This window comes from Sneathiella sp. (assembly GCF_002694385.1).
GTDB lineage: Bacteria > Pseudomonadota > Alphaproteobacteria > Sneathiellales > Sneathiellaceae > Sneathiella.
This window is the reverse complement of sequence record NZ_NZMB01000005.1, coordinates 17520-40363: the sequence shown is the minus strand read 5'-3', so window position 1 is coordinate 40363 and position 22844 is coordinate 17520. Positions and strand designations below refer to the sequence as shown.

Below are 22844 nucleotides of genomic sequence, written 5' to 3'. Positions count from 1 at the left end.
TTTATGCTTTCTGATACATCGTGACGACACAGGCNCCGCCAAGGCCGAGGTTATGNTGAAGCGCCGTTCTCGCNCCNTCNACCTGCCGNTTNCCGGAATTGCCGCGAAGCTGCGAGACCAATTCGAAACATTGCGCAAGGCCGGTCGCCCCGAGCGGATGNCCCTTTGAAAGNAGNCCNCCGGACGGGTTNGTCACNACCTTGCCNCCATAGGTATTGTCTTCATCCCAGATGAATTTTTCAGCGCCGCCCTCATCTGCNAANCCAAGCCCNTCATAGGTGATCAGNTCATTGGCNGTNAAGCAGTCATGNAGCTCTGCNACNTCGACNTCTGCGGGGCCGACACCGGCCTGNTCATAAACCTTGCGGGCCGCGGCGGCCGTCATGTCATATCCAACCACCCGCATCATGTCGTTCATGTCAAATGTCGAGCTGTAATCGGTCGTCATNGCCTGNCCNGCAATCACCACGCCGGTATCAATCCCGTGCCGTTTTGCATATTCTTCACTGCAGACGATGGCCGCCGCCGCGCCACAGGTCGGCGGGCAGCANTGNAGNCGGGTCAACAGNGNGGTCATGCGCGGGGAGCCCATGACATCCTCTACGGAAATCTCCTTGCGGAAAATTGCCTTTTCATTATGNACNGCATGACGGCTCGCCTTGGCGCGGATNTTGGCGAAGGTTTCATCCTTTGTGCCATANTTCNNCTGATGCGCGAGNCCGGCCCCGCCAAACATCTTGATNGCCATGGGCGANGTGAAATCCTGCGTCAGNTCNTCCGTCAAGNTGATTGAATTTGCCAAGCGGNCTNGGCCGNTCGGTCCAGACATCCGCNAGNGCCCCGGGCGCCATCTGCTCAAANCCGANGGCAAGCGCGCAGTCAACCACCCCGGCTTCAACCGCCTGACGGGCCAGNAACAGCGCCGTTGAGCCGGTCGAGCANTTNTTGTTNACNTTGACAATCGGAATGCCCGTCATNCCNACTTCATANANCACCCGCTGGCCGCAGGTGCTGTCGCCATAAACGTAACCGGCATAGGCNTGCTGGATCTTGTCATANCCGATCCCGGCATCCTGAAGCGCCATATTGATGGCTTTCGCCCCCATGACAGGGTANTCNTCATTCTCTCCNGGCTTNACGAANGGCGTCATGCCGACGCCNGCAACAACAATTCTNTTTCCCATAATGNTTCNTTCCNGATTTCANTNAAAACTCAGTTGACGTTCCGGTCCAGGCCTTCCCANTANGGCGCCCGNAGNTCNCGNTTCAGGACCTTTCCNGCCGCGGANAGCGGCATGGGNTCANNTCTGAANTCNANNCTCCGCGGGCATTTGTANCCGGCGATAATGGTATGGCAGTGATCAATNATTTCTTTCTCCGTCGCACTCGCNCCCGGCTTCAGAATGACNATGGAATGNACGCTTTCNCCCCATTTTTCATGCGGAATGCCAATGGTGGCGCACTCCGCNACNGCNGGATGCTGGGTCACCGCCTGCTCCACCTCGGCGGAGTAGACATTCTCCCCGCCCGAGACAATCATGTCTTTCATCCGGTCGGCGATAAACAGNAAGCCCTCTTCATCGAGATAGCCGCCATCGCCCGTATAAACCCAGCCATCGCGCAGGGCTTCCGCCGTCTGTTCAGGCTTATTCCAATAGCCGAGCATGGTGACCGGTCCCTTGACCGCCACCTGGCCAACAGTTCCGGTCGGCAGTTCGTTCCCGTCCTCATCCACGATCTTCAGCTCGCAGCAGCCAACGGCTTTTCCGGCGGAGCGAAGCTTGCCCGCATTCGGCCCTTCCGTCACATGGTATTCAGGCGGCAGAATGGTCGCGACAGGGCTCAGCTCCGTCTGGCCATAGGCCTGCACGAATTTCGCGTTGGGCAGCTTGGTCATCGCCTCGACCAATACGGCCTCGCTGATTGCCGACGCGCCATACATGATCGCTGTCAGTGAAGTGGTGTCATATTTCGCAAAATCCGGGGAACGGACAAGCATCTGGATCATCGTCGGCACCAGCAGGACATTTGTCGGCCGGTGTGCCTCAATCGCTTTCAGCGCGGCTTCCGGTGTAAAGGCGGGGATCATGATATGCGTGCCGCCCGCGAATGTTGCGGCCAGCGATGCCGCGCCATCCGCCAAATGAAACATCGGCGCGGCATGGAGATAGCGGGCCCCGTCCGGCATGCAGAATTCACGGCAGGACGACAGGTTACTGACATAGAGGCTGCGATGGGAGAGCATCACACCCTTCGGGAATCCCGTGGTGCCCCCGGTATAATAGATCCCGGCCAGATCCTCCCCGCTGCGCCCCGCATCCTCTACAGGTTCCGCCGCCGCAACAATCGCACTATAATCATGCATACCTTCCGGCACCGCGCCTTCGCCAGCAAAAATCAGGGTTTTAAGAGAGCTTGTCTTTTCCTGGATAGCCGACACCATGGTGGCGAAATTCTCATCCACCAGCATGATTTCGACCCCGGAATCATCAATTGAGTAGGCATTTTCCTGCGCCGACCAGCGCAGGTTCATGGGCACGATTACGCCCCCACCCCACAGAACGCCGAAAAAATACTCCAGATAGCGATCGGAATTGAGCGCCAGCATGGCCACCCTGTCCCCCGGTTTCATGCCAAGCGTCTGTAACGCTCCGCCGAGTTTCGCCACCCTTGTCACAAATTCGGGCCAGGTCTGCTGGCGATCCTTATAGATGGTAGCCATCCCTTTCGGATTTACCTGCGCAACCCGCCTGATCACTGATGTCAGCTGCATGAAATCATCTCCCTGTCATTTCCCTGAAGTCATCCATCCGCCCGTCGGAACGACATCTTTCGGGCGGTCTCCTCATGTTTTTAAAAAAGTAACCCACCGGTGGGTTACATGTCAATGAAAATGGTTTATACTGCTCCTGTTGCAGCTTGCAATGAGGGCGTGGGTTGTTTAGGTGACGTGCAGCAGCAGGAAAGGTTATGGAATGACCAGCGGATGGAGTGACGTGGTTCTGGATCAGGATGATCCCCGGGAACAGAAACGCATGGCGGTGCTGCGTACCGGCGCGCGCCTGTTCAATGAACGTGGCTTTGACCGCACGTCGCTTGATGATATCGCATCGGAACTCAATGTCTCCAAGCGGACGCTGTATTATTACGTGAAGAACAAGGATGACATCCTGTTCGAATGCAGCCGCCTCGCGCTTGAGTTTCTGCATGACGCTCTTGAACGCAGTCAGAGACGCGATCTGCCGCCCCTTGAATGCATTGAACTGATCATGAAAAATTATATGGATCTGATCTCCAATGAATTTGGCGCCTGCCTTGTCCTGTCCACGGACCGTGTTTTGGCGGAGGAAAGCCGCAAGATCCTGCGCGACGGCCGCCGCAAGGTTGATCATGCGGTCCGGGATCTCTTGCGCAAAGGCATGGAAGAGGGCTTCATCGCCCCTTGCGAACCCAAGATTGCCGCCGCCGCGCTGTTCGGCGCCTTCAACTGGGTGCCGCATTGGCACCTGACCGGAGATCGGCAGGCCTATGCCAAAATCGCCGATGAATTCATGGAAATTTTTCTAAGCGGCCTCCGGCAACAGCCAGTCTGACGCTGGATAGGCGGTCCGGCCATGGTTTCGACCGCCAAAAATAATCCTGAAAATGAGTCATATGCAATATGATGCCGGAAGATGCCCATTACCATTAAGGAACCCGGAAAATGATCAGGTCCAGCAAAGAAATCAGCGAAAAGAACAGGGAAAGAATTTTGCAACTCCATAAAATCCGGGAGGCGTTATTCGGCCCGAATGATGTGGAAAAATCCAATTTCGTGAAATGGGCGGGCTTTGATGAAGAGCTGACGATCAAGGTCGCGGAGTTTTTTTATGACGGGATGTATAAACGGCAGAAGCTGACGCAGCGGGAGCGTGAGCTTTGCGCCATTGCGGCCCTCACTGCAACCCGCGCCGAGAAGCAGCTCCGTACCCATATCACGGCCGCCCGGAATGTCGGCGCCTCGCAGGAGGAAATCGGCGAGGTTATTTTCCAGATGATCGCCTATGCGGGAATGCCCGCCTTTGTAAATGCGATGGACATTGCCTATGATATTTTCTGCGCAGAAGACGCGGAAAACGGATAACCGCCCCTCCCGCAGAAGATATGAAAATACCGGGTCGCCCCCTTGGGATAGGTCGGCTCACTCAACTGTCATAAACACGTTGATCATCAATGACTTTGCCATCATTTGGCAGCGATCCCGGCGCGACCACCTCCACGGCAACAGACAATTTCAATATGGCCGATATATCTTCCCGGGTTCTGGAAAGACTCCCATCGTCCGCTTCCAGCAGCACCGAGACTTCATCCTTTTCCCCCTGACGGGAGACAACGACCCGCGCCTTTTTTATCTCCGGATACCGCTTCACCAGTTCCGCCACCTGTTCCGGCCGGACAAACATGCCCTTGATTTTGGTTGCCTGATCGGCCCGGCCCATCCATCCTTTTATCCGCATATTCGTACGTCCGCAGGGGCTCTGCCCCGGCAGGACTGCCGACAGATCTCCGGTCGCGAAGCGGATGAGCGGATAATCCGGGTTCAGGCAGGTGACGACAACCTCGCCCACCTCGCCCGCCGCGACCGGATTTCCGGTGCCGGGCGTGACAATTTCCACAATCACATGTTCATCCACAATCATGCCGTCCTGAGCATCGGTTTCATAGGCAACATTGCCGAGATCCGCCGTCGCATAATTTTGCAGGCACAGAATTCCTCGATCCGCATATTCCTGCCGCAAGGAGGCGAACAGGGCGCCACCGCCGACAACGGCACGTTTGAAATGCAGCGTGACGCCCAGCTCATCGGCGCGATCCAAGATAATCTTCAGATAATCCGGCGTCCCCGCATAGGCCGTGCATTTCACATCTTTTGCGGCACGTACCTGCAAATCCGTCTGCCCCGTCCCCGCAGGCAGAACCATGGCGCCAATCGCCTGCGCGGCGCTATCGAACATCATGCCGGCGGGGGTCAGATGATAGGCGAAACAGTTTTGCACGATATCGCCCGCACCAATCCCGGCGGCATGCAGAAACCGGCCAAGACGCGCCCAGTCACCGTTGGCTCTCCCCGGCTCGTAAATCGGTCCGGGCGATTGAAAGACATGAGTTGCGTTGGTAACCAACATGCCTCCGAAAGGCGGCATCTGCGCCTGTCGGCCACTCAGGTTAGACTTACGAAAGACCGGCAATTGGGGCAGGTCCTCTATGGTTCGAACCTGTCCGGCTTTTTCCAGATCAGCCTCTCGTCCCTGTAGCCCGGAGAGAATTTCCCGCAAGGCCCGGGATTGGGCGGCGGCGCGTTCATCGGCGCTACGAACTTCCAGCTCATCATAAAAAGTCATGATTTCATCCTCAAAATAACCGGCGCTTGCGATGGCACAACCGCCTTTTCACAGATGCGGCAGGAGGATAGGCGCGCCATATCCTCCTGCAACCGGTAGTATTGCCGTTTCACCGAAAAAGACTTCCTTCGGTCAATCCGGTCCGACTACTCCGTCTTGAAAGACTTGGAACTTTCTTTCACAACATCCCAAACGATGTCCTTATAGGCGCTGATCCAGTCTGTCTGCGGCACCCATTTTTCGCCATCCCACATTTCAATGCGGGTCTTGCCGCCGCCGCCATGATCTTCGGTCGTCACGGTAACCGGCGCGAACAGGCCGTTGGCATCATAATCCTTGATGCTTTCCAGGCCTTTTTTCATCGTTTCCGCTGTCAGCGGCCAGCCACCTTCCTTAACTGCCAGACGGGCTCCTTCAAAGGCAACAGAATACATAGCAACGCCAGTGTTGTAATACACATCATTCAGTGTCGCCCGATCACCATTTCCCTTACCCTTGTCATAAAGTTCGGCAATGATTTCCTTGATGATCGGAATATCCTGACCGCCCGCGACGTTCGTGCCGCGCCTCAGCCCTTTGGCCTCCGCCGGACCAATATTGTTAATATCGGTTTCATTGAGCCAGTTGACGGAAATATACTTCTCCATCGGAATGCCGTTCCGCTTCATCTCACGGGACGCCACCACATGCATTTTCGACAGGGACCAGCTGATGATGGCATCTGGCTGGAACCGGCGAACCTGCGTCCAGGCGGATGACTGATCACTACCCGGTAGCGGATAGGGGAACAGGCCCAACTCGAAACCTTCTTTTTCCGCCAGGGTTTTCAGAATTTCAATCGGTTCCTGACCGAAAGGATAATCGACATAGACAAATGCAACTTTAACGCCCTCCAAAGAGCCATTATTCTGCTGACGAATATATTCAACATCATTGGCAGCCTGCCCCCAATAGGTCGCGCCAATCGGGAAAATCTGGGTGAATACGCTGCCGTCAATCGCATCACCGCGACCGGCGAGAGACTGCAGAAGAATATTCTTGTCATTCATGACACGCGGCAGCACGGCAAGCGACACTGGCGTTGACAGCATGTCAAAGATGAACACGCCTTCGCGCTTCAGCTTTTCATAGCATTCAATACCGCGCTGCGGCTCATTCCCGTGATCCTGAACAATCAGTTCGAGCGGGTGGCCATCAATGCCGCCCTTCATATTGATCAAATCGGCCAGGTCGCGGGCGCCCTGTACAACTTGCGGGGTCACGAAAGTGTACGCTTTGCTGAGATCATAGCATATGCCGAATTTAATCGGGTCAGCAGCCTGCGCCGTGGATGTGAACGGGGAAAGCGCCGCAATCCCCAAGACAGCCCCTGCCGCCAATCCCTTTGCATATTTTCTTATCGAAACCATTATATCCTCCATTGATGTAACTGGACAGGCGCGAGTGATCAGGTCAACCAGCGCTTGCGTCTTCTGTAATGCTTGATGTCATGAAAATTCTTTGCTTCACCTCCTCCCAGGTAAAACTCCTGAATATCCGAATTGGCCTTCAGGGCGGCCGCCGTGTCATGCATCACGACCCGGCCGTTTTCAATCAGATAGCCATGGCTGACAATTTTAAGCGCCGCGACCGCATTCTGCTCGACCAGCAGAACCGAAAGCCCCTGTTCGCGGTTGATTTTCTGAATGATGTCAAATATTTCGACCACCAGAAAAGGCGCTAGCCCGAGGCTGGGCTCATCGAGCATCAGCAGGCGCGGCTGTGTCATCAGCGCCCGGCCAATGGCCAGCATCTGCTGCTCCCCGCCGGAAAGATAGCCCGCTTCCGCCGACTTCCGTTCCGCCAGACGCGGGAAATACTCATATATGCGTTCTTTCTCCGACTTGACGGTCTGTCGGGACATGGACATCGGCGCCGCTGCTTCGAGATTTTCATCCGGCGTCAGATGCTCGAATACCCGCCGTCCCTCAATCACATGGCAGATGCCGAGCGCAACCCGATCCTGCGGCGTGCTGTCGCCGATAACCTGGCCATCAAATCTGATTTCGCCGCGGCTGACCTTGCCACGCTCCGCCTTTAGAAGCCCGCTGATGGCTTTCAGTGTCGTGCTCTTTCCGGCGCCGTTGGCGCCCAGCAACGCAACCATGCCGCCTTTCGGAACCTCCAGTGACACACCCTTGATCGCCAGCAGAACGGAATCATAAAGCACCTCGACGCTGTTGAGGGTCAGGATCGGATCTTTGGCGGTCGCTATCTCATTAGTACTGTTCATGGCAGACCCTATTTTTTCATCTGGTCAAACGGCCAGACCAGGAAGTAATCACGGATATTGTTGTAAATCTTGCCCAGCCCCAACGGTTCGACCATCAGGAAGATGATGATCAGCGCGCCATAAACCGCCGTCGGAATATGGGCGAGGGTTTCCGGATTGAGCTGCAGCCCCAGATAATCGGCGAAGGCCGAAAACAGGCTGTTGGTAATCCCCGGCATCAGCAGAATAAGGGCGACGCCAAAATAACTGCCGATAATGCTGGCAAGCCCGCCGACGATGACCATTGCCAGCACCTGAATGGAAACGGCGACCGAAAATTGTTCCGGCGTTGCCAGAAAGAAGAAGGTAGCGACCAGTAGGGCGCCGCTTATCCCGGCAATAAAGGATGAGGTCGCGAAGGCGATAATCTTGTAATAGAAGCTGTTGACCCCCAGAATGGCGGCGGCGTAATCCTTTTCCCGCACGGCAACCAGTGCCCGCCCGAGACCGGTCCGGCGCATGTTGAGAATGAAAACCGTCACGATCACGCACCAGCCAAAGGCGACATAGTAAAGCCCCGCATCCGACGTGATCGGCTGGCCCAGCAGCTTGAAGGTCGGCGATTGCAGCGAGGCATGAGACCCCCCCGTAATCGCCGGGACGTGCGAGAGAACCCAGTCCATGACAAATTGCATGGCGAGCGTTGTGAGCGCAAGATAGAGCCCCTTCACCCGCATGGCCGCAAAGGAGAAAAGCGTGCCGATGGCCGCGGCGGAAAACCCGGCAATCAGCAGGGCGATTTCCCAAGGGATGCCGAAACGGGCGGCATGAACGGCGGAATAGGCCCCCACCGCCATGATGGCGGCATAGCCGAGATGGAGCTGTCCCGCCCAGCCTGTCACCAGATTAAGACCCAGCGCCGCCGCCGTCCAGACCAGCCAGGGCAGCACATAGCTGTTCAGATAAAGGCTGTTGACGAACAGCGGCGCCGCAATCCCCAGCAAAATCAGAAACCAGATCAGGTTCCGATCCGTCGGAATGGGGAACAGCTTGCTGTCAGAAACATAGCTACGATGCCGGATACCGGCCTGACGATAGAACATGGCCTATACCCTCTCGATATCGTGGCGGCCGAACAGGCCATGCGGGCGGATCATAACAGTGAGAATCAGGACAATTGCAACCACCAGATCGCGGCTGCCGCCGCCGACCAGAGGGTCGAGATACGCCGCACCGACATTTTCGAGAATGCCGAGAAGGATTCCGGCGAGAACGGCCCCGAACAGGCTGTCGAGCCCGCCGAGAACCGCCACCGTCAACCCTTTCAGCAGCAGCAGCGACAGGGACTGGTCCACGCTCTGGATTTCGCCCCAGATGACGCCGGTGATCACAGCAACGACCGAGGCCAGCGCCCAGGACAGCCCAACCCCGCGTTCCACCGAAATCCCGACCGACCAGGACGCCATGTAATCGTCGGAAATGGCGCGCAGACGAATGCCGAGACGGCTGCGGAAGAAAAAGACAATCGCGATGAACAGCACGACAGATACCGCCGCCCCGATCATATGAATGCGGCTCAGCAACAGCGGCCCCGCGAAGAAGGGATCATAGCTGACCCCCAGCTCCATCGGCCGCGACGTGCCGCCCCAGAAGGCCATCGTCGTGCCGCGAATAAAGATATCTATCCCCAGCGTCATCATCAGGATCATCACGATCGGACGACCCGCAAGACGGCGCAGAGCCACTTTTTCGATCCCGAGGCCGAGGAAGAACATGATGACGATCGAGATCGGAATCGCCACCCACAATGGCAGGCCGAGGCTCAGCGAAAACGCCAGCACGACATAGGCGCCGAGCATCGTCAGCGCCCCTTGCGCCAGGTTCGGCACCGAGGAGGACTTGTACACCAGCACAAGCCCGATCGCGAACAATGAGTACAACAGACCTGTCAGCGCGCCGTTGACTGAAAGTTCAGCCAGAAAAATCCAGTCCATTCAAACCTCCCATACAAGCAATGTTCGTTCCACGCTGCTCGTCTCCCCTGTTTCATAAGTCACAATCGCTGTCATATGCACCTCGCTCGATCCGTCATACAGCGCGGTGATGACGGGCGCATAACGCTCCTCGACAACCTTGCGGCGGAGTTTGCGCGTGCGCGTAATCTCCCCGTCGTCCGGATCGAATTCCTTATGGAGACTGACAAAACGATGCAGCTTCAATGTCTCCGGCAGGGCCGCGTTCACGCGGATAAATGCCTCCTTCAATATCGCCGCCACCTCCTTGCGCTGCGACAGATCGGCATAGGACACATAGGGCACCCCGTTGACTTCCGCCCAGTGGCCGACCGCCTCAAAATCAATGCAGACCATGGCCACCAGTTCATCCCGGTTCGCGCCGACAACGGCGGCATCACGGATATAGGGGCTGAACTTCAACCGGTTTTCGATATAGTTCGGCACGAACCGTTCTCCGGCCGCCGTGCGCACCACTTCCGAAACACGGCCCAGCACGACCAGATGACCGTCCTCCTCAAGATAACCGGCATCGCCCGAATGCAGCCAGCCGTCCTTGAGAGCCTCGCCCGTCGCCGCCGGGTTATTGAAATAACCGGCAAAAACACTGCTTCCCTTGATCAGGATTTCCCCGTCTTCCGCAATTTTGATTGTCATTCCGGGCAGCGGCCGACCGACCGTATGCAGCTGCACCTCGTCCGCCGACTGAATGGCGTTAAAGGCGCTGTTTTCCGTCTGGCCATAAAGCTGCCGCAGCTTGATTCCGAGGGCGCGGTAGAAAACGAAGGTATCCTCCCCCATCGCCTCGCCGCCGGTAAAGGCATGGACGACGCGGCTCAACCCAAACTGATCCTTAATCGGGCCGAAGACAGTCCATTCCCCGAGGCGTCGCCACAGCCATTCGAAACCGCCCGCATTTTTTCCTTCAAGCTTGCGCCGTTCCGCAGCGACCGCCTTGTCCATAAAGAAATGATAGAGCCATTGCTTGAACCTGGTGGAATTTTCGATACCGACCTGGATGGTCGTCAGAATATTGTCCCAGCTTCTCGGCGCGGCCAGATAATAGGTCGGCGCGATCTCGCGCAAATCCCGCAGCACCGTTTCCTGACGTTCCGGCACATTCACCGTAAAGCGATAGGTGATGGCCGCCGCGACGGTCAGGGCGTAATCGCCCACCCAGGCCATCGGCAGATAGGCGAGAATATCCTCCTTCTCGCCGTAGCTGCCGCCTGCATGGGCGCTCCAGGCTGCGGAAATGACGTTGCGCTGGCTCAGGACAATGCCTTTCGGATTCCCTGTCGTGCCGGAGGAATGCAGGAAAACCGCCGGATCGTTCGGGGTTGACTGATGGATCAGCCGCTCCCGCAAATCCGGATTCTTTGCAAGATTTTCCTCTCCCTTTTGCACCAACTCGGTCCAGGACAGCAGACCGGCCGCCTCATAATCGTTCAGGCCCCGCTCCTCGTCATAGATGATGTAGGGAATGTCGCAACCGGCAGCGCGCAGTTCCAGCACCTTGTCAACATGCTCCTGATCCTCCGCCAGCGCGGCCGCCATCGGCGCCTCGTCAGCGAAATGCTTCAGCTCCGCCAATGTCGCCCCCGAATAGGCGGGCATGGCAAATCCCCGCACCATGGCTGCCGCCGTCAGCCCGGCATATAACCGGACACGGTTGTCGCCAAGCACCAGCATGGCCCGCCCCTCACCAACGCCAAGCGCGTCAAGGCCGGCGGCGCATTTGATCACCTCCTCGGCATAGTCGGCCCAGGTCATTTCCTGCCAGATGCCGCGATCCTTCTCGCGCATGGCAATTTCCGCCCCATGTTCGGTGGCATTCCGCATCAGCAGTTGCGGCAGTGTTTTCCCGGCAAGTGCGGTCTGGTCCAGCGATGCCGCGGGTGATGTCATCCTGTCATTCCCCATGGCCATCTCCAATATAGGCGCTGATCACCCTCGGATCCTTGATGACATCCTTCGGCACGCCGCTTGCAATCATTTCCCCGTAATTCAGGGCCAGCATCCGGTCGCAGATGCCCACGATCACATCCATATGATGCTCGATCAGCAGGACGCTGACCCCCCGTTCGGCGCGCGCATCCAGAATGAACCGCGCCATATATTCCTTCTCCTCCTGATTCATGCCCGCCATCGGCTCGTCAAGGATGAGCAGATCCGGCTCCGCCACAAGCGCGCGCGCCAGCTCAACCCGTTTTTTCAGCCCGATCGGAATGCCATCCACAAGTTCATGACGGATGCTTTCGAGTTGCAGAAACTCAATCATTTCCTCGACAACCTCGCGGTTGGCCATCTCCTCGGGCCGCGCTAGCCACCAGTATAAAACCGTGCGAAAGACGCCGGGATGCATATGGATATGACGGCCGAGCAGAATATTGTCGAGAACGCTCATCCCGTTGAACAGGGCAAGGTTCTGAAATGTCCGGGCAACCCCGAGCCGCGCGACCTTGTGCGGCGACGTTCCCGTAATATCCTTCCCGTTCAGCCTGATGCTGCCGCTGTTGGGCGGATAAAAGCCGGTGATGGCATTCGTCAACGTGGTCTTGCCGCTTCCGTTCGGGCCGACCAGGCCGAAAATTTCACCCCGCTGTATTTCAAGATCAACGCCGGTCACCGCAACCAGACCGCCGAACCGACGCTCAACCGATCGGCATTCAAGTAACGGCTCACTCTCCCTGTTAGAACTCATATTACTTATTTTCCCTGTCAAAAGTCATATCCGTTCCTCCCCTTGTCCCAGCTATTCCTCCGGCTTTCCGTCCCGGGGATTATTGAGATCAAAATATGCCGGACGGCCTGTCGGCCAGGGATCTCCCCACATCTGCTGCCCACCATCGACCGTCAAAACTTCCCCGGTAATAAACTTGCCCGATGGCGCCGCCAGATAGACCACGGCCTCCGCGATGTCCCATTCATCCCCGGCGCGGCGCATCGGGTTGGACTCGTGGAACGTCGCTGATCCTTCAGGCGGGTAATTGGCGAAGCCGGTACTCTCGCAGCACCCCGGTGCGACGCAATTTACGCGAATGTCGTATGGTGCCCATTCCACCGCGACCGTTTTGGACAGATAGGTCACCCCGGCGCGCGCCGCCGTGGTATGGGCAATTCCCGGCATGCCGCGCCAAATATCGGCGGTGATATTGACAATGGCGCCGGGCCTTGTTTGCGCCACCCATTTGCGGGCCGCCGCCTGCATCATCCACCAGGTGCCGTTCAGGTTTGTATCAATCACGGCATTCCAGCCTTTGGGAGTAAAATCAAGGGCCGCCTGCGGATACTGGCCCCCGGCGTTATTGACCAGAATATCCAGCCGCCCNAAGCGGGCATGGACATCATCAATGAAGCCGTTGACCTGATCGGTGTCNCGGATGCTCATCTGCGCCGTCATGACCTTTCCACCAAAGCTTGAAAGAAAGGCCGCCGCCGTCTCAAGCTTTTNCGNGTTGCGGCCACAGATGGCGAGATNGGCGCCGAGGCGCGCGAACAAGACCGCAATCGCGCGACCAAGACCNCTGCCCGCNCCNGACACGATGACGGTCTGCCCCGCGAACAGGTCCGATCTGTAGACTGTCNGATTCTCCCTTAACCGCGATTCGGAAAATCCGAATTCACGNGATGACGACTCTCCCATAGCTNNCCTCCCGACGATGTTTTCNCGTCTTTGGTTAAAAAAAACTAACATCCGTTAGATTTTTCTTCAAGCTGTATATGTCGCCGCACTAATAAAAACAAACGCCCTGTCAGACTGCCTTGNGGCCACGCGAGCGATGCCCNNAGCTTTTTTTGACCTTNCCATGATTCCTCCCAATCATTGAACGTCACTTGCTNAAGACTAGCTGATCCTTTTCAACCCGGACTGTCAACTGAATCATGAACATACTGTNATCNGCAANCNTCTTNGCCGNCTCNNCTCTNNNGTNAATNACNGNTNCNGGCATTCCCGCATCCCCTNCCCGCAGCGGGNCNATGACAGATCNCAGCGGACCGGGCGGNCGCATCAGGCCGCCATGNGCAGAATCNCCGCANGGNCCCGCNCGGATTTTCTCANNCGCAACTTCAAAGAGATTAAAATNAGGNGGATCGANCACATCATTCTTGTCCTCGCCCTAGACAAGAGGGAAGGCAAATGAGATAAATCTAACAATCATTCGATTTTGTGCCGCCGTTCCGGCGACATCANACAAACTAGGTGATAAGAACAANGAAACAGGAGAGCANCATGAGAGGACTGAGCGGAAAACGCGTCATTATAACCGGAAGCGGCAGNGGAATCGGNCGGGAAATTGCCCGNCGNTTCGCCGAAGAAGGCGCCGANGTTGCCATTTTCGACATGAATGAAACCGGGGGCCGCGAAACGGCGGCNATGATTGAAAAAGCNGGCGGCAAAGCCACCGCCTACACCGTCGATATCACNGACCGCGCNTCCGTCGATGCCGCTGTNGCCGAGGTCGAAAAGGGCGGGCCCGTCGATGTNCTCGTCAATAACGCAGGCTGGGACAANATTGTCCCCTTCCTGCAGACAGATGTCGATCTTTGGAAAAAAGTNATTGATATCAANCTNTATGGACCGCTGCATATGCATCANGCCGTNCTGCCGGGCATGGTGAAGAACGGCGGCGGACGCGTCGTTAATATCAGCTCCGATGCCGGGCGAGTCGGCTCCTCGGGAGAGGCCGTNTATTCCGCCTGCAAGGGGGGCCTCATCTCCTTCACCAAGACAACCGCGCGCGAGCTCGCCCGCTCCGGCATACAGNTGAACGTCGTCTGTCCCGGNCCGACCGACACGCCGCTGTTNGCTGAAATTGCCGGCGACGGNGAAAGCGGCAGCAAAATCGCCGAAGGGCTGAAACGGGCGATTCCCATGCGGCGGCTGGCGCAGCCNTCGGATTTTCCGGGCATCGTCTGNTTCCTCGCCTCCGACGACGCGGGCTTCATTACCGGCCAGACGATTTCCGTCTCCGGCGGCCTCACCATGCACGGCTAGACCATGCACGGATAAGCACCGGTATCCGCACATATAAGCTGAACCGACCGGCGATGATGGATAANNCCNTCATCGCCCCTTCCTGTCCCTAGCTCTGATAGTCCCGCGCCAACTCCGCCTGCNCCGCTCCTNCCATTTNNCGGTCNCGNNCGCCANTTTCCGGGCACNANCTGTCCNGANCATCCGGCAAGNGCCCCTNTCCCTTTATCCGGGAATTCNGACAATTAGNAAAAGACGATATTGCCNACTTGCCAGATTTTCTAACATTCGTTAGGATTTTTAAAAAAGAACGNGNTCCACCGTTCATGGCAGGGAGGCCAGACATGAATTTTTTACCGACCGGCGATCAACTGGCGTTCCGTGATACGGCGGCGCGNTTTGCCCGNGAAAAACTTACGGGCAGNTATCTNCAGCGCGCCAGGGTTCATANGCTCGACAGNCAACTGGTGCGGGAAATGGGNNCGCTTGGCCTGATCGGNCCGGACCTGCCGGAAGAATTCGGCGGCATGGGGCTGGATTACACAACGGCCGGTCTCGTGACAGAAGCCATCGCCTATGGCGANTTCAATATCAGCTATATCCAGCTTCTCGCNTCCCTGATGGGCGGGATGGTCGCGCAGCANGCCGGGCGGGATATTGCCGAGGAATGGCTGCCGCAGGTGATNGCNGGGNAAAAGATCATCGGNCTCGGCCTGACCGAACCGCGCGGCGGCTCNGATGCGGCGGGTCTNCAGCTGAAAGCCGANAAAACGGCCAATGGCTGGCGGCTNAATGGCGAAAAAACCTCCATGAGCGCCGCCGATCANGCGGATGCCGCTGTCATCTTCGCCCGCACTGAAGACGGCACCACCGGTTCCAACGGCGTCAGNGCNTTNTTTGTCGATCTNACNGANAAAGGCATNANCCGCACNCATTTNGANGATATCGGCACCAANCCCGTCGGNCGNGGATCGGTNTTCTTNGACGATGTTGTTATNCCNNCNGAATGCCTGATGGCGACGGAAGGNCGGGCCTTCGGNACNATCATGGCCGGGTTTGATTTCAGCCGGGCGCTGATCGGNCTGGAATGTATNGCCCCGGCGCAGGCNTCGGTCGATGAAACCTGGGCNTATATCCAGGAGCGGGAGGCATTTGGCGCTCCCCTCGCCCANTATCAGGGCGTGACCTTNCCGCTNGCCGAAGCGGAAACCCAGCTCACCATGATGCGNCAGCTCTGCTACTATACNCTGAATCTCCGNGATNGCGGACAANGCNCANACNGCCGANGCCGCCATGTGCAANTGGTATGTGCCCAAAACCGCCTGCGAGATCATCCATCAATGCCTGATCCTGCATGGNCATTACGGCTACACNACNGACCTGCCGTTTCATCAGCGCTATAACGANGTGCTCGGGTTACAGATCGGCGATGGCACCGCNCAGATTCAGAAGCTGGTCATCGCCCGCGANAANGTNGGCCGCGTCGCCCTGCAATATGACAAGCGNGCGAAAGGAGGCGGCGCGTGACCTCTCCCGTAACNACANTGATCGANGGGGCCGTCGGCATTATCGAGCTNNGCCGCCCCGAAAAATTCAACTGCCTGTCGCTGGAAGTNCATGAGCTGATCGACNNNGCNCGCGCCGCGTTCGAGGCGAACCCGGAGGTCCGNGCGATCCTGATCCGCTCCACCGGCAAGCATTTCTGCACCGGCGCNGATCTCGCCGAAGTGAAAGACAGCCGCAACAATACCGAAAANCTCGATCATTTCATNGGCTNCGGNATGGACGTCCTGATGCGGCTGGAGGCNAGCCCGCTGCCCGTCATCGTCGCNGTTCAGGGGCTCTGCCTTGCNGGCGGGTTGGAGCTGGCNCTCGCCGCCGATATCTGCTTCGCTGCAAAATCCGCCAAATTCGGCGATCAGCATGCGCAGTTCGGCCTGATTCCCGGCTGGGGCGGNAGTCAGCGGCTGGCGCGCATCCTGGGCCTGCGCCGGGCGCTGGATCTGATGTTCTCNGCTCGCTGGCTAACGGCGGAGGAAGCCGTCCATATGGGCCTTGTCAATTATNTGGTNCCGGATGAGGAACTCAGCGCGCGCGCCCAGGACTATGCCGCNACCCTGNCNACNCGATCNCGGGACGGCNTTGCCGCCATGAAACNNCTCGCCCGCACGCGGCATTGAATTGCCGCTCGCCGACGCNATGGANCTGGANCGNGNNGCNGNCGTCCGTCANCTTCAGGGCGCNGANNNNGCGGANGGNCTGNATGCCTTTGAAAANCGCCGCACCCCCAATTTCAATCAGGCGCCNCNAGGCCGCTAGCAGGAGNNCANGAAAATGGANTTNACACTGANTAACGAGCAGCGGCAGATNTACGAATATGGCGGGCANCTNGCCCAGAAATTCGACAATGGCTACTGGCTGGANCATGCCCGCCGNAANGCGTTNCCNAAGGAAATGTTCGCGAAGATNGCCGAAGACGGTTTCCTCGGNTTGATGGTGCCGGAGGAATATGGCGGCGCCGGGCTCGGCCTCACGGAAATGGCCCTGTTCATGGAGGGAACCTCCAATCACGGCATTCCGCTTCTCAGCATCGTTGTCGGCCCCTGCATGTCGCTCTCGCATCTCGCCAAGCATGGTTCGGAGTTTCAACGGCGTGAACTGCTGCCCGCCGCCTGCCGCGGCGACATCAACTTCTGCTTCGCCATAACCGAGGCGGGCGCCGGGTCCAACTCGATGAAGATGACGACCATCGCCAAGCAGAAGGGCAACCGCTTTTCCCTGAGTGGTGAAAAGACCTTCATAACCAGCGCGGATTTATCCGACTATTGCCTTGTCGTCGCCCGCACCACGCCGCATGATCAGGTGGCGAGAAAAACGGACGGCTTCACGCTTTTCGCCGTCGATCTCAAGAAGAAGGGCGTCGATATGCAGCGCATCCGCATCTCCATCCCCCTGCCGGAGGAACAATGGACGCTGTTCTTTGATGATGTTGATCTCGGCCCCGAGGATGTTGTCGGCGAAGTCGATAACGGCTTTTCCATCCTGTTCGACACCCTTAATCCCGAGCGTATTCTGGTCGCCGCCATCTGCTGCGGCGTTGGTCGTTTCGCCCTTGACAAAGCCGTTGCCTATGCGTCCGAACGCAATGTCTTCGGCCAGCCGATTGGCGGGCATCAGGGTGTGCAGCATCCGCTGGCGAAGGCCTATACGAATGTTGAAATGGCGAGCCTGATGGGACGGCGCGCGGCGTGGGAGTTCGACAACGGCCTGCCTGCAGGCGGCTCCTCCAACATGGCGAAATATGCGGCGGCGGAAGCCGGGGTTGAAGCCGTGGATGCGGCCTTGCAAGCTCATGGCGGATCCGGCTTTATGGAGGACACCGGCATCTACGAGATGTATCCGCTTGTGCGGCTCTTGCGAACCGCGCCCGTCAACCGGGAGCTATGCCTCAGCTTCATTGGCGAGAAGGTCATGGGTCTGCCGCGCTCCTACTAGAATAAAACAAACGATTTCAGGGTTCAGGCGCCTTCGGGACGTGAAGCGCCACCCTCATTTGCGAGAAGATACGAACAAATCATGACGATCCTGAAAACTACCCTCAATACGGCGACGACGGATTTCGCCGAGAATGACGCGCATTATCGCCGCCGGATCGACGAGCTGCATGCGTTGCGGCGCACGCAGCGCATCGGCGGGCCAGAGAAGGTCCGCGCCCGTCATACCGAGAAGGGCAAGATGCTGCCACGCGAACGGGTCGAGCGGCTGATCGACCCCGGCACTCCGTTTCTGGAGCTGGGGGAGCTGGCCGGGCTTGGCAAGTATAACGATGTGCCGCCGGGTGCAGGCATCATCACGGGGATCGGCATGGTTTCCGGCCGTCACTGCATGATCATCGCCAATGACGCGACGATCAAGGGCGGCACCTATTTCGGCATGACGACAAAGAAACATGTACGGGCGCAGCGCATTGCCTGGAACAACCGCCTGCCCGTCATCACCCTGGTCGATAGCGGCGGCGCATTCCTGCCTGACCAGGAGAATATCTTTCCCGATGAAGGGCAGTTCGGCTCCATCTTTCATAATCAGGTCGGCATGTCCGGCGACGGCATCCCGCAGATCGCCATCGTCATGGGGCCGTGCACGGCGGGCGGGGCCTATATCCCCTCCCTCTGCGATGAAGTAGTGATCGTGCGCGGTCAGGGCTTCATGTATCTCGGCGGGCCGGAACTCACCTTCGCCGCGACGGGGGAGAAGGTCGACGCGGAAACCCTCGGCGGCGGAAAGATGCATTCTTCCGTGTCCGGCGTGACCGACCATCTCGCCGAGAACGATGCTCATGCCCTCGCCCTCACGCGGGAAATCGTCCTGCATCTTGGCGAACCGCCCCTCCCCCGTAAAACCCCTGCGACGCCGAAGCCGCCCGCCTACCCGATTGAGGAAATTTACGGCATTGTCAGCCGTGATGCGAAAGTACCGACCGACAATCGCGAGGTGGTGGCGAGACTGCTTGATGGCAGCGAATTTCATGAGTTCAAACCACTCTATGGCGATACGCTGATGACCGGTTGGGGCCGCATTCACGGCCATGAGGTCGGCGTGCTTGCGAACAACGGCGTTCTCTTCGTTGAATCGGCGCTGAAAGCGGCGCATTTCATCAATCTCTGCGTCCAGCGCGATATCCCCCTCCTCTTCCTTGCCGATGTCAACGGCTTCATGGTCGGGCGGGAGGCAGAACAGGCCGGTATCGCCAAGGCGGGCGCGAAGATGATCACCGCCATGTCCTCGGCGCGGGTGCCGAAATTCACCGTCATCACCGGCGGCTCCTACGGCGCGGGCTATCTCGCCATGCTCGGGCGGCCGTTTCAGCCGGACGCCATGTTCATCTGGCCAAGCGGGCGGGCGGCGATCATGGGTCCGGAACAGGCTGCGAGCGTCCTCGCCCAGGTGCGCAGCCAGATCAACGATCGCGAAGGAACGAGCTGGACGGCAGAGGAAGAAGAAGCCTTCAAGGCGCCGATCCGCAAAGAGTATGAAACCTTTCAGGATCCCTATAACTTTGCGTCCAACCTCTGGGCTGATTCGGTGATCGAACCGGGTGAGACGCGCGAGACCCTCGCCCTCCTGCTCGATATCGCGAGCCGCAGGCCGAAGGTGGACACCAATTTCGGCGTCTTCCGCTTCTGAGGGGGAAAAGAATGAAAATCAATACCCTGCTGATTGCCAACCGTGGTGAAATTGCCTGCCGGATTGCGAAAACGGCCCGCGCCCTCGGCATTACTCCGGTTGCCGTGCATTCCGAGGCAGACAGAACCGCCCGTCATGTACGCGAGATCGGCCGCTCGATCCTGATCGGCAAAGGCCCGGCGAGCGAGAGCTATCTTAATATCGCCGCGGTGCTGGAGGCCGCGAAACGAAGCGGCGCCGACGCCATCCATCCGGGATATGGCTTTCTGTCCGAAAATCCCGATTTCGCCCGGGCCGTGGAGGCCGCGGGCATGATTTTTGTCGGCCCTACGCCTGAAACGCTGGAACGTTTTGGCGACAAGGCAAGCGCCAAGGAGGCGGCCATTGCGGCAAACATTCCCGTCATCTCGGGGAGCGAGGGCGCCCTTTCCGATCCCGACGCGATCCAGGCGGAAGTCCTGCGCATGGGCCTTCCCGTCTTATTGAAGGCGGTCGGCGGCGGCGGCGGGCGTGGCCAGCGACTGGTCAGCGACGCGGCGACGCTCACCGCGGATATCGAGGGCGCACTCCGCGAGGCACGCTCGACCTTCGGCTCGGAAGGGCTGATCCTTGAGCGTTTTCTTGACCATGCCCGGCATGTGGAAATCCAGATCATCGGCGATGGCGACGGCAAGGTCCTGCATCTGTTCGAGCGTGACTGCACCCTGCAACGCCGTCACCAGAAAGTCATTGAGGAGGCCCCCGCCTTCGGTTTGCCACGTGAACTGGTGGAGAGAATGGCGGCGGATGCGGTCCGGCTCGGGGAAAGCCTCCATTACCGGGGCCTCGGAACTGTCGAGTTTCTCGTCGCCGGAGACGATTATTTCTTCCTTGAGGTCAACCCCCGTCTGCAGGTGGAGCATCCGGTGACGGAGGCAATCACCGGTCTCGATCTCGTTGCCCTCCATCTCAAAATTGCCGAGGGAGGAGGACTTCCGCTTGCGCAGCAGGATATCATGCGCACCGGCCATGCCATTGAGGCCCGCCTTTATGCAGAGGATCCGGGCACAAATTTTGCTCCCTCGACGGGCGACATTACGCATCTTTCACTCCCTGACGATATCCGCCTCGACAGCGGGGTGGAGGAAGGTGATACCATCAGCCCCTTTTATGATCCGATGATCGCCAAGCTCATCATCCATGCCCCGGACCGGGCAACGGCGCTGAATGAGCTTGCCCGCGCGCTCCGCCGCACTGCCGTAGCGGGCGTTGAGACCAATCGCGCCTTTCTCTCGGCGCTTGTCTCGCATACGGATTTTGCGGCAATGACCGTTCATACCCGCTGGATCGATGCACATCTTGAGGCCCTGACCCAACTTGCCCCCGACCCTCGCGCCGCGTTCTATGGCGCGCTTGCGGCCGTATTATACGTGATGCAGGGACGGCAGGACGATGACGGCAATCCCTGGCGGAACCGCGATGTCTTCACCGGCTGGCGGCTCGGGCTTGGCGACGATCTGGCTGACGCCTGCCAGCGCGTCAATCTCGCGAGACCCGGCGAGACGGCGTGCGAACTCCGCGTGACGCCCATTCGCAGGGGCGGCCATTTTACGGTCTATGATGCCGACGACACGCCGCTTGTCCTGTCTGTCGAGAAAATCGGTTCCGAGGCCTGGCGGGCGAGTCACGCCGGGGAAAGCCTGACCGTGCGTGCGAAAATACGTAATGCCCTGATCGAGATCGAAACGGACGACGCCTGCCATCTTTTTGAGGCGGCACCGCCGCTTGCCTTCGCATCCGGCGACGCGGGGGCGGAGCGCGTGCTCACCTCCCCGCTCACGGGCATGATGATCAAGGTGCTTGTGGCGGAGGGGGACGAGGTGAATATTGGCGATACCGTCGCCATTCTGGAATCCATGAAGCTGGAAATCTCCATCAAGGCAGCCGTTGCTGGGCGTGCCCGCAATATCTCCGTCACCGAAGGGGCCATGGTCGACCGGGGGCAGGTCCTCGTTGAAATCGCGGAAAAGGAAGAGGCCGAGACATGACTGATTATCCGAAATTCGTTGAATTCCATGAAGAGGGCCCGCGCGAAGGCTTTCAGATTGAAAAGACGATCTATCCTATCGAGGAACGCATCGAGCTGATCAACCTGCTCAGCGAGACGGGCCTTAAGCATATCCAGGTCGGCTCCTTCGTCAGCCCGAAATATGTGCCCCAGATGCAGGATACGGGGGAGCTGTTCCAGCGCATCCGCCGCGAAAAGGGCGTCAAATACACCGCGCTCTGGCTCAATGAGCAAGGCTTTCGCAAGGCGCAAAGCACCCCGAATGTCGATATCAAGACGCAGCTTTTGTTCTATGCCTCCGACAGTTTCAGCCGCAAGAACAACAATCTGTCGGCCGCGGAAATGCGGGATAAGCAGCGCGAGTGGGTGCGATTGTACAAGCAGGAAGGGCGGCCGGTCGAGCGGGCTTATGTGATGGCGGCCTTTGGCTGCAATTTCGAAGGGAACATCCCGCAAGAGCGCGTTCTCGATGATTTCCGCTTTATCCTCGATCTCGCGGCGGAGGAGGATATCCCCGTCCCTGACCTGATGCTCGCCGATACCATGGGCTGGGGTAATCCGGACAGCGTCAAGCGGATGATCGGGGCTTTGCGCGACCTTGCGCCGGAGGCGCGCATCGGCATGCATATTCATGATACCCGCGGCCTTGGGATTGCCAATCTGCATGCGGCGCTGTCCATGGGGGTGGATCTGTTCGACAGCTCCGTCGCCGGGCTCGGCGGCTGCCCCTTCGCCGATCATGGCAGCAGCCGTGCGGCGGGCAATGTCTGCACCGAAGATGCGGTGTTTCTCTGCCATGAACTCGGCATCGAAACCGGCATTAACCTCGACAAGCTGATCACCGCCGCCCGCCGCGCCGAAACCATCATCGGCGCGCCGCTGATGGGCCGGGTGATGCATTCCGGCGGCCTCGACAAATACCGCTAGCGCCGCCACGGCTCAGTCAGGCATATCATCGGGGCCTGTAATCGCTTGGCCCTGACAACGGTTT

General features: G+C 58.4%; 18 protein-coding genes and 2 pseudogenes. 10 read left to right on the top strand and 10 right to left on the bottom strand.

Annotated elements, in window-relative coordinates; translation table 11 throughout:
• Position 1 precedes the first annotated feature (1 nt).
• Together CMN55_RS16960 and CMN55_RS01460 are read right to left on the bottom strand one after the other, a co-directional pair.
• Positions 2–1184, bottom strand: a pseudogene (locus tag CMN55_RS16960) (lipid-transfer protein).
• 29 nt (positions 1185–1213) lie between these two features.
• On the bottom strand, positions 1214–2773 hold the full coding sequence (locus CMN55_RS01460; protein ID WP_293947758.1) for a long-chain-fatty-acid--CoA ligase: 1560 nt from the start codon (positions 2771–2773) through the stop codon (positions 1214–1216).
• A 202-nt stretch (positions 2774–2975) separates the two neighbouring features.
• Here CMN55_RS01460 and CMN55_RS01455 point away from each other — a divergent pair, with 202 nt between their 5' ends.
• The gene (locus CMN55_RS01455; RefSeq protein ID WP_293947757.1) at positions 2976–3593 is read left to right on the top strand and encodes a TetR/AcrR family transcriptional regulator; all 618 of its coding nucleotides are present in this window, start codon (positions 2976–2978) and stop codon (positions 3591–3593) included.
• Between the two features lie 110 nt (positions 3594–3703).
• On the top strand, positions 3704–4123 hold the full coding sequence (locus CMN55_RS01450; RefSeq protein ID WP_293947756.1) for a carboxymuconolactone decarboxylase family protein: 420 nt from the start codon (positions 3704–3706) through the stop codon (positions 4121–4123).
• Positions 4124–4184: 61 nt separating this feature from the next.
• On the opposite strand, the gene CMN55_RS01445 is transcribed toward CMN55_RS01450, so the two are convergent.
• The 8 genes from CMN55_RS01445 to CMN55_RS01410 all read right to left on the bottom strand — a co-directional run bounded on the left by CMN55_RS01445 (position 4185) and on the right by CMN55_RS01410 (position 13290).
• Positions 4185–5381, bottom strand: coding sequence for a phenylacetate--CoA ligase family protein (locus tag CMN55_RS01445; RefSeq protein WP_293947755.1), 1197 nt, complete (start codon positions 5379–5381; stop codon positions 4185–4187).
• A gap of 146 nt (positions 5382–5527) precedes the next feature.
• The gene (locus CMN55_RS01440; protein ID WP_293947754.1) at positions 5528–6790 is read right to left on the bottom strand and encodes an ABC transporter substrate-binding protein; all 1263 of its coding nucleotides are present in this window, start codon (positions 6788–6790) and stop codon (positions 5528–5530) included.
• A gap of 38 nt (positions 6791–6828) precedes the next feature.
• Positions 6829–7653, bottom strand: a complete 825-nt coding sequence (locus tag CMN55_RS01435) for an ABC transporter ATP-binding protein (protein ID WP_293947753.1) — start codon at positions 7651–7653, stop codon at positions 6829–6831.
• Positions 7654–7661: 8 nt separating this feature from the next.
• Complete coding sequence (locus CMN55_RS01430; RefSeq protein ID WP_293947752.1) at positions 7662–8735, bottom strand: branched-chain amino acid ABC transporter permease; 1074 nt, start codon at positions 8733–8735, stop codon at positions 7662–7664.
• A 3-nt stretch (positions 8736–8738) separates the two neighbouring features.
• Positions 8739–9626, bottom strand: coding sequence for a branched-chain amino acid ABC transporter permease (locus CMN55_RS01425; protein WP_293947751.1), 888 nt, complete (start codon positions 9624–9626; stop codon positions 8739–8741).
• Entirely contained in the window at positions 9627–11552 is a 1926-nt protein-coding gene (locus tag CMN55_RS01420) for an AMP-dependent synthetase/ligase (RefSeq protein WP_293947750.1), read from the bottom strand. It lies immediately after the preceding gene.
• Between the two features lie 4 nt (positions 11553–11556).
• The gene (locus CMN55_RS01415) at positions 11557–12348 is read right to left on the bottom strand and encodes an ABC transporter ATP-binding protein (RefSeq protein ID WP_293947749.1); all 792 of its coding nucleotides are present in this window, start codon (positions 12346–12348) and stop codon (positions 11557–11559) included.
• Between the two features lie 51 nt (positions 12349–12399).
• Positions 12400–13290: an SDR family oxidoreductase gene (locus CMN55_RS01410; RefSeq protein WP_293947748.1), complete on the bottom strand. Its 891-nt coding sequence runs from the start codon at positions 13288–13290 to the stop codon at positions 12400–12402.
• A gap of 588 nt (positions 13291–13878) precedes the next feature.
• On the opposite strand from CMN55_RS01410, the gene CMN55_RS01405 reads away from it, so the two are divergent.
• From CMN55_RS01405 to CMN55_RS01380, 8 genes and pseudogenes are all read left to right on the top strand, one after another.
• On the top strand, positions 13879–14643 hold the full coding sequence (locus CMN55_RS01405) for a glucose 1-dehydrogenase (protein WP_293947747.1): 765 nt from the start codon (positions 13879–13881) through the stop codon (positions 14641–14643).
• Between the two features lie 305 nt (positions 14644–14948).
• A pseudogene (locus tag CMN55_RS16955) lies at positions 14949–16025 on the top strand (acyl-CoA dehydrogenase family protein).
• The gene (locus CMN55_RS16950; protein ID WP_366931933.1) at positions 15916–16149 is read left to right on the top strand and encodes an acyl-CoA dehydrogenase family protein; all 234 of its coding nucleotides are present in this window, start codon (positions 15916–15918) and stop codon (positions 16147–16149) included. The pseudogene CMN55_RS16955 and the gene CMN55_RS16950 overlap by 110 nt, the downstream one beginning before the upstream one ends.
• Complete coding sequence (locus CMN55_RS01400; RefSeq protein ID WP_293947746.1) at positions 16146–16802, top strand: enoyl-CoA hydratase/isomerase family protein; 657 nt, start codon at positions 16146–16148, stop codon at positions 16800–16802. The genes CMN55_RS16950 and CMN55_RS01400 overlap by 4 nt, the downstream gene beginning before the upstream one ends.
• Before the next feature lie 154 nt (positions 16803–16956).
• Complete coding sequence (locus tag CMN55_RS01395; RefSeq protein ID WP_293947745.1) at positions 16957–18117, top strand: acyl-CoA dehydrogenase family protein; 1161 nt, start codon at positions 16957–16959, stop codon at positions 18115–18117.
• An 81-nt stretch (positions 18118–18198) separates the two neighbouring features.
• Entirely contained in the window at positions 18199–19806 is a 1608-nt protein-coding gene (locus CMN55_RS01390; RefSeq protein WP_293947744.1) for an acyl-CoA carboxylase subunit beta, read from the top strand.
• Positions 19807–19817: 11 nt separating this feature from the next.
• The gene (locus CMN55_RS01385; protein WP_293947743.1) at positions 19818–21833 is read left to right on the top strand and encodes an acetyl/propionyl/methylcrotonyl-CoA carboxylase subunit alpha; all 2016 of its coding nucleotides are present in this window, start codon (positions 19818–19820) and stop codon (positions 21831–21833) included.
• A complete protein-coding gene (locus CMN55_RS01380) occupies positions 21830–22780 on the top strand; it encodes a hydroxymethylglutaryl-CoA lyase (protein ID WP_293947742.1) in 951 nt (316 codons plus the stop codon). Before CMN55_RS01385 ends, CMN55_RS01380 begins: the two co-directional genes overlap by 4 nt.
• Positions 22781–22844 lie beyond the last annotated feature (64 nt).

Bases quoted from the DNA above. Each gene is read 5' to 3' on its own strand.
- CMN55_RS01455 (WP_293947757.1), top strand. From the start codon at position 2,976: ATGACCAGCGGATGGAGTGACGTGGTTCTGGATCAGGATGATCCCCGG.
- CMN55_RS01450 (WP_293947756.1), top strand. From the start codon at position 3,704: ATGATCAGGTCCAGCAAAGAAATCAGCGAAAAGAACAGGGAAAGAATT.
- CMN55_RS01445 (WP_293947755.1), bottom strand. From the start codon at position 5,381: ATGACTTTTTATGATGAGCTGGAAGTTCGTAGCGCCGATGAACGCGCC.
- CMN55_RS01440 (WP_293947754.1), bottom strand. From the start codon at position 6,790: ATGGTTTCGATAAGAAAATATGCAAAGGGATTGGCGGCAGGGGCTGTC.
- CMN55_RS01435 (WP_293947753.1), bottom strand. From the start codon at position 7,653: ATGAACAGTACTAATGAGATAGCGACCGCCAAAGATCCGATCCTGACC.
- CMN55_RS01430 (WP_293947752.1), bottom strand. From the start codon at position 8,735: ATGTTCTATCGTCAGGCCGGTATCCGGCATCGTAGCTATGTTTCTGAC.
- CMN55_RS01425 (WP_293947751.1), bottom strand. From the start codon at position 9,626: ATGGACTGGATTTTTCTGGCTGAACTTTCAGTCAACGGCGCGCTGACA.
- CMN55_RS01420 (WP_293947750.1), bottom strand. From the start codon at position 11,552: ATGACATCACCCGCGGCATCGCTGGACCAGACCGCACTTGCCGGGAAA.
- CMN55_RS01415 (WP_293947749.1), bottom strand. From the start codon at position 12,348: ATGAGTTCTAACAGGGAGAGTGAGCCGTTACTTGAATGCCGATCGGTT.
- CMN55_RS01390 (WP_293947744.1), top strand. From the start codon at position 18,199: ATGACGATCCTGAAAACTACCCTCAATACGGCGACGACGGATTTCGCC.
- CMN55_RS01385 (WP_293947743.1), top strand. From the start codon at position 19,818: ATGAAAATCAATACCCTGCTGATTGCCAACCGTGGTGAAATTGCCTGC.
- CMN55_RS01380 (WP_293947742.1), top strand. From the start codon at position 21,830: ATGACTGATTATCCGAAATTCGTTGAATTCCATGAAGAGGGCCCGCGC.